The 7,341-nt window shown below is 73.3% G+C and carries 8 protein-coding genes; 3 read left to right on the top strand and 5 right to left on the bottom strand.

Annotation, left to right across the window (positions count from 1 at the left end):
• Positions 1-32: 32 nt before the first annotated feature.
• A complete protein-coding gene (gene rsmI / locus NUM_RS22485) occupies positions 33-887 on the bottom strand; it encodes a 16S rRNA (cytidine(1402)-2'-O)-methyltransferase (protein ID WP_225918772.1) in 855 nt (284 codons plus the stop codon).
• A 176-nt stretch (positions 888-1,063) separates the two neighbouring features.
• Here rsmI and NUM_RS22480 point away from each other — a divergent pair, with 176 nt between their 5' ends.
• The 3 genes from NUM_RS22480 to NUM_RS22470 all read left to right on the top strand — a co-directional run bounded on the left by NUM_RS22480 (position 1,064) and on the right by NUM_RS22470 (position 5,062).
• A complete protein-coding gene (locus NUM_RS22480; RefSeq protein WP_225918771.1) occupies positions 1,064-2,611 on the top strand; it encodes a dolichyl-phosphate-mannose--protein mannosyltransferase in 1,548 nt (515 codons plus the stop codon).
• Between the two features lie 192 nt (positions 2,612-2,803).
• A complete protein-coding gene (grpE, locus tag NUM_RS22475) occupies positions 2,804-3,418 on the top strand; it encodes a nucleotide exchange factor GrpE (protein WP_207126894.1) in 615 nt (204 codons plus the stop codon).
• Between the two features lie 45 nt (positions 3,419-3,463).
• Positions 3,464-5,062, top strand: a complete 1,599-nt coding sequence (locus NUM_RS22470) for an Hsp70 family protein (protein WP_207126893.1) — start codon at positions 3,464-3,466, stop codon at positions 5,060-5,062.
• A gap of 24 nt (positions 5,063-5,086) precedes the next feature.
• Here the strand turns inward: NUM_RS22470 and NUM_RS22465 are convergent, their stop codons facing one another.
• From NUM_RS22465 to NUM_RS22450, 4 genes are read right to left on the bottom strand one after another with little or no spacing between them, the layout of a single operon-like run.
• Positions 5,087-5,674, bottom strand: a complete 588-nt coding sequence (locus NUM_RS22465) for a GTP-binding protein (RefSeq protein ID WP_370467036.1) — start codon at positions 5,672-5,674, stop codon at positions 5,087-5,089.
• 11 nt (positions 5,675-5,685) lie between these two features.
• Complete coding sequence (locus tag NUM_RS22460; RefSeq protein WP_225918769.1) at positions 5,686-6,048, bottom strand: DUF742 domain-containing protein; 363 nt, start codon at positions 6,046-6,048, stop codon at positions 5,686-5,688.
• Between the two features lie 13 nt (positions 6,049-6,061).
• Positions 6,062-6,499, bottom strand: coding sequence for a roadblock/LC7 domain-containing protein (locus NUM_RS22455; protein ID WP_207126892.1), 438 nt, complete (start codon positions 6,497-6,499; stop codon positions 6,062-6,064).
• The gene (locus NUM_RS22450) at positions 6,499-7,074 is read right to left on the bottom strand and encodes a hypothetical protein (RefSeq protein WP_207126891.1); all 576 of its coding nucleotides are present in this window, start codon (positions 7,072-7,074) and stop codon (positions 6,499-6,501) included. The genes NUM_RS22455 and NUM_RS22450 overlap by 1 nt, the downstream gene beginning before the upstream one ends.
• Positions 7,075-7,341: the final 267 nt, after the last annotated feature.

Genomic DNA, 7,341 nt, shown 5'->3' with positions numbered 1-7,341 from the left:
CCAGGCGCGGCCGGGCCGCACCCTGGGCCAGGTCAGCGGGTGCCGAGGGCGGCGGCGTAGACCTCGCGGCGAGGCAGCCCGAGTTCGGCGGCGACCGCGTCCACCGCGTCGCGCCGGGACACCCCGGCGGCCTGCCGCTCGGCGACCAGCGCGGCGAGGTCGGCGGCCTCGCGTACCACCGGCTCGGCCGCCGGGGCGCCGGCCACCACCAGGGTGATCTCGCCGCGCGGCGGGTCGTCGGCCACCCCGGCGGACAGCTCACCGAGCCCGCCGCGCCGCACCTGCTCGTACGTCTTGGTCAGCTCGCGGCACAGCGCGGCCGGGCGGTCCGGGCCGAACGCGGTGGCCAGGGCGGTCAGGGTGCCCTCGATGCGGTGCGGCGATTCGAAGAACACCAGGGTGCGCCGTTCCGCGGCGAGCTCGGTGAACCGGGTCCGGCGCTCGGCCGTCTTGCGCGGCGGGAACCCCTCGAAGCAGAACCGGTCGCTGGGCAGCCCGGACACCGCCAGCGCGGTGGTGACCGCGCTCGGCCCCGGTACCGCGGTCACCGGCACGTCCGCCTCGATCGCCGCCCGCACCAGCCGGTACCCGGGGTCGGACACGCTCGGCATGCCGGCATCGGTGATCAGCGTGACGTGGGCACCGCCGCTCAGCTCGGCCAGCAGTTCCGGCGTGCGGCGCGTCTCGTTGCCCTCGAAGTACGAGACGACCCGCGGCAACGTCACCCCGAGCTCGGCGGCGAGCCGGCGCACCCGGCGGGTGTCCTCGGCGGCGACCAGGTCGGCGTCGGTCAGCGCGGCGCGGAGCCGCTCGCTGGCGTCGGCGACGTTGCCCAGCGGCGCGCCGGCGAGCACCAGCAGCCCCGCGCCGTCCCGGCGTGTGTGCACCGTCTCACCTTCCAGAGCCTGTGGGGAAGCCTTCGGTCGACCGGGCCCGGCAGCCGATCATGACGTTCCCCACCAGGCTCTCACTTCCTCGCTGCCGGCGACCGCGGCCGGGTCCGCCGACGATCGAACCCGTGGGCGTCGCGACGCGGTTGGTCGGCTCAGCCTACGATCGTCGGGTGCCCGCGACCGAGTTGACAGTCGAGTCCGGTCCCGACCAGGCGGCGACGGCCGACGGACCTGGCGGGGTCGGCGCCGATGTGCGGCGCCGGCTGCATCCGCCGATGCCGTCCGACCGGCTGGTGTCCTGGCTGGTCACGGCCGGGATCGCGGCGATCGCGGCGACGCTGCGGTTGATCGGCCTCGGCTTCCCGAAGACGAAGATCTTCGACGAGATCTACTACGCGACCGATGCGCACCACCTGCTGCAGCACGGGGTGGAGTGGGACGACAAGACCAACTCCGGCTCGTTCATCGCGCACCCGCCGCTGGGCAAGTGGATCATCGGCCTGGGCGAGCAGATCTTCGGGTACAACGCGATCGGCTGGCGGATCACCTCGGTGGTGGCCGGGGTGATCGCGGTGGTCCTGGTGATCCGGCTGGGCCGGCGGATGTTCCGCTCGACGCTGCTGGGCGCGGTGGCCGGGCTGCTGATGACGCTGGACGGGATGGCGTTCGTGTCCAGCCGGGTCGGCCTGCTGGACATCTTCCTGATGCTGTTCGTGCTCGCCGGGTTCGCCTGCGCGGTGATGGACCGGGAGCAGACCCGGCGACGCTGGCTGGCGTTCCTCGACGACGGCGGCGACCCGGAGCACGGCCGGCCACGGCACGGCATCCCGTGGTGGCGGCTGTCCGGCGCGGCACTGCTCGGCTGCGGGATGGCGGTCAAGTGGAGCGCCCTGTGGTACATCGTGCTGTTCGTGGTGCTGATCTACGTGTGGGAGGCGCACACCCGGCGCACCGCCGGCGCCCGCCATCCGTGGCGGGACGCGCTGCTGGACGAGTTCGGCTGGCTGCTCGCCTCGCTCGCCATCTTCACCGTGGTGTACGTGGCGAGCTGGGCCGGCTGGTTCGCCAACGACCACAGCTGGGACCGGCACTGGCTGCGCGACCACAACCATCCCGAACCGCCGCTGATCGGCTCGCTGTACAACCTGTTCCAGTACCACCGGGACATCCTGGCGTTCCACACCGGCCTGACCACCAAGCACGACTACCAGTCGTGGCCGATGCAGTGGCTCACACTGGGCCGGCCGGTGGCGTACTACTACGACGGCAACGGGCTGTGCGCCGCGTCGCAGTGCTCGGCGGAGATCCTGCTGCTGGGCACCCCGGTGCTGTGGTGGGCGTTCATCCCGGCGCTGGTGGCGGTCACCTGGTGGTCGATCGCCAAGCGCGACTGGCGCGGCTGGTTCGTGCTGCTGACCTCGGCCGCCGGCATCCTGCCGTGGGTCTACTACGAGTTCAGCGACCACCGCACCATGTTCTACTTCTACGCGCTGCCGTCCGAGCCGTTCCTGGTGCTCGCGGTGACGATGGCGCTGGGGATGATCATGGGCGGGCCACGGGCCCGACCGGAACGCCGGCTCGGCGGCGCGCTGGTCGCCGGCGGCTTCGTCGCGCTGGTGGCGCTGTGCTTTCTGTACTTCTACCCGATCTACGTCGGGGAGACCATCACGTACTCGCAGTGGTACGCGAGGATGTGGCTGGGAAACAAATGGATCTGACGGACACCGCAGGTGTCGCCTAGGTCCAACCGCGGTTAGATTTCCTTCACGGGTCGGTGTGTCGCATCCGCCGGCGGGTCGATCCGTGACCGACGCCTTGCCGCGCTGGCAGCTGCGGCCAGTGCGGCAACGACCAGCAGGGCGGCCCCCGGCCGGTGCTTCGCCGGGCCGGGTCGTCGAAGGGAGTGTGCGGTGCCGGACGCCGACGAGACGCCCAACGCGCTCGGACCGCTGCGTGCCGAGCTCGTCGTCATCCGCGCGCAGCTCACCGCGCTCAGCCACCTGCCCGACCGGCTGGCCGAGCTGCACAAGTCGGTGGCCCGGGAGCAGGAGCGGGCCGCCTTCCGCGAGGAGATCATCGACCGGCTGCACTCGGAGAACCAGCAGCTGCGGCGCAGCGAGGTGGAGGCCGCGCTGGAGCCGGTCCGCGCCGGGCTGTACCGGCTGTACGACTACGCCCGGCGCGAGTCCGACCGCTGGGCGCTCGCCGGCAAGGAGAACCCGGACCAGCACGACCCGCAGTCCGACGCCTCGCTGTACGCGATGTTCGCCGGGCAGGTGGGTGCGCTGTTCGCGGCGTTCGCCGAGGAGACCATCGAGGTGCTGGGCCGCACCGGGGTGGAACCGTTCGACGTGGCCAAGGGCGAGCGGTACGACATGGCCCTGCACCGGCCGGTGGACACCGTGCCGGTCGACGATCCCGCCTGGGACGGCCTCGTGGTAGAGACGGTGTCGAGCGGTTTCGTGCGGGGTGAGCAGATCGCCCGCCGCGCCGACGTGGTGGTGGCACAACTGACCGGGCGCTGACGCGGGGATCAGGCGCCGAGCGAACCGGAAGAGAAAGCGAACAGCGTGGCTGTCTTCGGCATTGACCTAGGCACGACGTACTCGAGTGTCGCGTACCTCGACGCGACCGGTCGCCCGACCGTGATCCGTAGCCGCGAGGGCGACGCCTCGACCCCGTCGGCGGTGTACTTCTCCACCGCCGACAGCGTCGTGGTCGGCACCAAGGCGAAGGACACCGCGGTGCTGGAGCCCGACCTGGTGGTCGACCTGATCAAGCGGGAGCTGGGCCGGCACCTGACGCTGCGCATGCACGGCGAGTCGTTCAGTGCCGAGGAGGTGTCCGCGCTGATCCTGCGCCGGCTGGTGGCCGACGCGGCGGAGGCGACCGGCGAGGCGGTCACCGAGGCGGTCATCACCGTCCCCGCGTACTTCGGTCTCGCCGAGCGGGCCGCCACCCGCCGGGCCGGTGAGCTCGCCGGCCTCACCGTCATCGACGTGCTGTCCGAGCCGCTCGCCGCCGCCCTGTCGTACCGGGTCGGCGAGTCCGGCGAGGACAGCGCGATCCTGCTGTACGACCTGGGCGGCGGCACGTTCGACACCACCGTGGTGCGGGTGTCGGCGGCCGGCCTGACCGAGATCGCCACCGGCGGCGACACCGAGCTCGGCGGCGTCGACTTCGACGAGCGGCTCGCCGAGTACGTCGTGGAGGCGTTCTGCGCCGAGCACCCGGACGTGTCGCACCCGTTCGACTCGCCGGCGACCGTGCAGGACATCCGGGCCCGGGTCGAGGAGGGCAAGCGGCGGCTGTCCGAGGAGGACGAGCACACCATCCGGATCATGCACGACGGCCGGGTGACCCGGGTGTCGATCACCCGGGAGGAGTTCCAGCAGCTCACCGTCGACCTGCTGGACCGCACCATCGAGGTGACCCGGCAGGTGCTGGCCGCCGCCGCGGAACGCGGCGTGGACCGGATCGACGAGGTGCTGCTGGTCGGCGGCTCGTCCCGGATGCCGGCCGTGGCCGAGCGGATCGTCACCGAGCTGGGGCACCGGCCGCGGCTGCACGACCCCGACCTGGCCGTCGCGCGCGGCGCCGCCTGGTACGCGTTCGAGGAGACCTACCGCCGGCTGGCCGCCTCCGGCGACGAGACCGCGGCCAGCCGGATGGCCAGCCGGTCCGGGCTGGACGCCGCGGCGGAGGAGCGGATCGCCAACCGGGTGATCCGCCGGGTCACCGCCCGGGGGTACGCGCTGACGCCGCGACCCGGTGCCGAGCTCGCCGACGGCGCGCAGCTGGTCGACGTGGTCGGGGCGCACGACGCGCTGCCGGCGACGGTGAGCAAGGTGCTCGCCAGTACCGCCGCCGGGGCCGGGCAGCTCGACTTCACCCTGCTGGAGCAGACCGCCGCCGGCCAGCCGTCCCAGTCGCGGTACGCGCCGGACGGGTACCGGGTGATCGGGGCCGGCGCGGTGCGCATCCCCGGTGACGCGCCGGCCGGCCACACCGCCACGCTCACCGTGCACCTGTCCGGCAGCGGCATCCCGACGCTGTCCGCGGTCGACGCCGACGGCGCGCCGACCCAGGTCGCGATGAACCTGGTCGGGCAGGGCACGGTGCCGACCGCCGCGGCCCGGGAGCGGATCGCCGACATCAAGGTCAGCTGACCGGCCGGTACGGCGCCCCGCCGGTCAGGCGAGGGCGCCGTTGTTCTCCAGCTCGCTGTAGCGCTGCAGCACGTACTCGACCAGCGTGATCAGCACGCCCTTGCTGGAGTCGCGTCGCCGCGCGTCGCACAGCAGCACCGGTACCTGCGGGTCGAGGTCGAGCGCGACCCGCACGTCCTCCGGCCGGTACCGCTTGGCGCCGTCGAAGCAGTTCACCGCGACGATGAACGGCGTGCCGCGCTGCTCGAAGTAGTCGACCGACGGGAAGCAGTCGGCGAGCCGGCGGGTGTCGGCGAGCACCACGGCGCCGACCGCGCCGAGCGACAGCTCGTCCCACATGAACCAGAACCGGTCCTGCCCCGGCGTACCGAACAGGTAGAGCACCAGGCCGTCGGTGAGGGTGATGCGGCCGAAGTCCATCGCCACCGTGGTGGTGGTCTTCTGCTCGACACCTTCGAGGTCGTCGATGCCGACGCTCTCGGCGGTGATGACCTCCTCGGTCCGCAGCGGCTCGATCTCGGACACCGAGCCGACCATCGTCGTCTTGCCCGCCCCGAAGCCGCCGGCGACCAGGATCTTGATCGCGTAGGGGATCTCGTCCACAGTAGACACTCCGTCGTCGTTCACAGCGCGCGCAGGCCGTTGATGGCGGCGCGCAGCACCCGCTTGGTGGGTGCCTTCGCCCCGGACATCGGCGACCGCACCTGTACGGCCCCCCGTACCCGCAGGTCGTCCAGCAGAATCCGGACCACGCCGACCGGCAGGTCGGCCCGGGCGGAGATCTCGGCCACCGAGACCGGCTGCCGGGCCAGGTTCAGAATGCTGCGATGCTCCGGCTCCAACCCCTCGGTGGACACCGGCCCGTCCGCCGCCACGACCAGCGCGATCAGGTCGAAGTTGTCCGACGAGGGCCGGGTCCGGCCGTGTGTCATCGCGTACGGGCGGACCAACGGTCCCGCGCCGTCCGCCGCCGCGTGCTGGCTCACCGTGTCCCCCGACCTACCGCGACACCGGTGCGTCGGCCTCGTCGGTACGCGCCGGCCGCACCGTCGTGCCCAGGTTGTTGCCGACCCGCTGGACCAGCAGGTTCATCTCGAACGCGACCAGCCCGATGTCGCTGTTCGCCTCGGCGAACACCGCCAGGCAGGCGCCGTGCCCGGCCGCGGTGACGAACAGGAACGCGGTGTCCATCTCGATCACCGTCTGCCGGATCTCACCGGCACCGAAGTGCCGACCGGCACCGCGGGCCAGGCTCTGGAACCCGGACGCGACCGCGGCGAGATGTTCCGCGTCGCCGCGGTCCAGCGCGCCGGACCGGCCGATCAGCAGGCCGTCGGCGGACAGCAGCACCGCGTGCCTGATCTCCGCCACCCGCCGCACCAGGTCTTCCAGCAGCCAGTCGGCATCCGCGTTCGATGCCTGCGCGTGCTGCGTCATCAGCCGTCCCCCCTACCGCTCTCAGCCTCGTTCGTGTCCTGTTCGTCGGTCACCTGCGCGGTGTCCGGCGCCGTCGGCGCCGGTACCCGGGTCGCGTCGGCGCGCCGGCCGCGGAGGGTGCCCTGCTGGTACGAGCTCATCATCCGCCGGATCTCCTCCGGCCCGCGCCCCGCGACCGGCGCCGCGTCCGCGGGCGCCACCGGTACCGCCGGCTCGGCCCGCAGTCCGGGGGCCAGGCTGGCCTGCCGCACCCGCCGGGGCAACCCCAGGTGGGTCTGCTCATCGTCCACATCGGACGGTGCCGGCCCGAGGTCGGGTACCGCGCCGTCGGACGGCACCGGGGCGGCCCGGCTCGGGCCCGCCGCCGACTCCGGCCCGGCCGCCGGTGCGGGTGCCGGACCGCCGATCGAGGTCGAGTCGAACGGCATCGACTCCACCGCCGGCGCGGGCTCGTCGGCCACCGGCGCCCGGACGGACTCCGCCGCGACCGGCGCCGGCGACACCGGCGCCGAGCTTGGCTCGGGCAGCGTCGGCCAGGCGTCGACCGAAGCCGCCGACCGCTCGCTCTCGGCCACCGGCCCAGACGCCCCAGCCTCGGGCAGGGCCGCCGAAGCCTCGGTCGCGGCCGGTGACCCGGTCGCGATCGAAGGTTCGGTCGGGGCCGAGGACTCGGCCAGAACCGAAGGCTCGGTCGCTGCCGACGGGCCGGACGCGGTGGCCGGCTCGGGATCGGTCGCGGCCGTGGACCGCTCGGACTCGCCGGCGGCCGTACCGGTGCGGCGCGCCGCGGTCGGCGACGGGCGGCGATGCGTCGGGGACGGCCGCGGCCCCGGTACCGGCGG

The sequence above is a fragment of the Actinocatenispora comari genome (assembly GCF_017312725.1).
GTDB classification, from domain to species: Bacteria; Actinomycetota; Actinomycetes; order Mycobacteriales; family Micromonosporaceae; genus Actinocatenispora; species Actinocatenispora comari.
The sequence above is the reverse complement of the archived record's forward strand: the minus strand, read 5'-3'. Positions and strand labels throughout refer to the sequence as shown.

Coding starts and splice junctions, on each gene's coding strand:
- NUM_RS22455 (WP_207126892.1), bottom strand. CDS start 6,499: ATGACGCAGCACGCGCAGGCATCGAACGCGGATGCCGACTGGCTGCTG.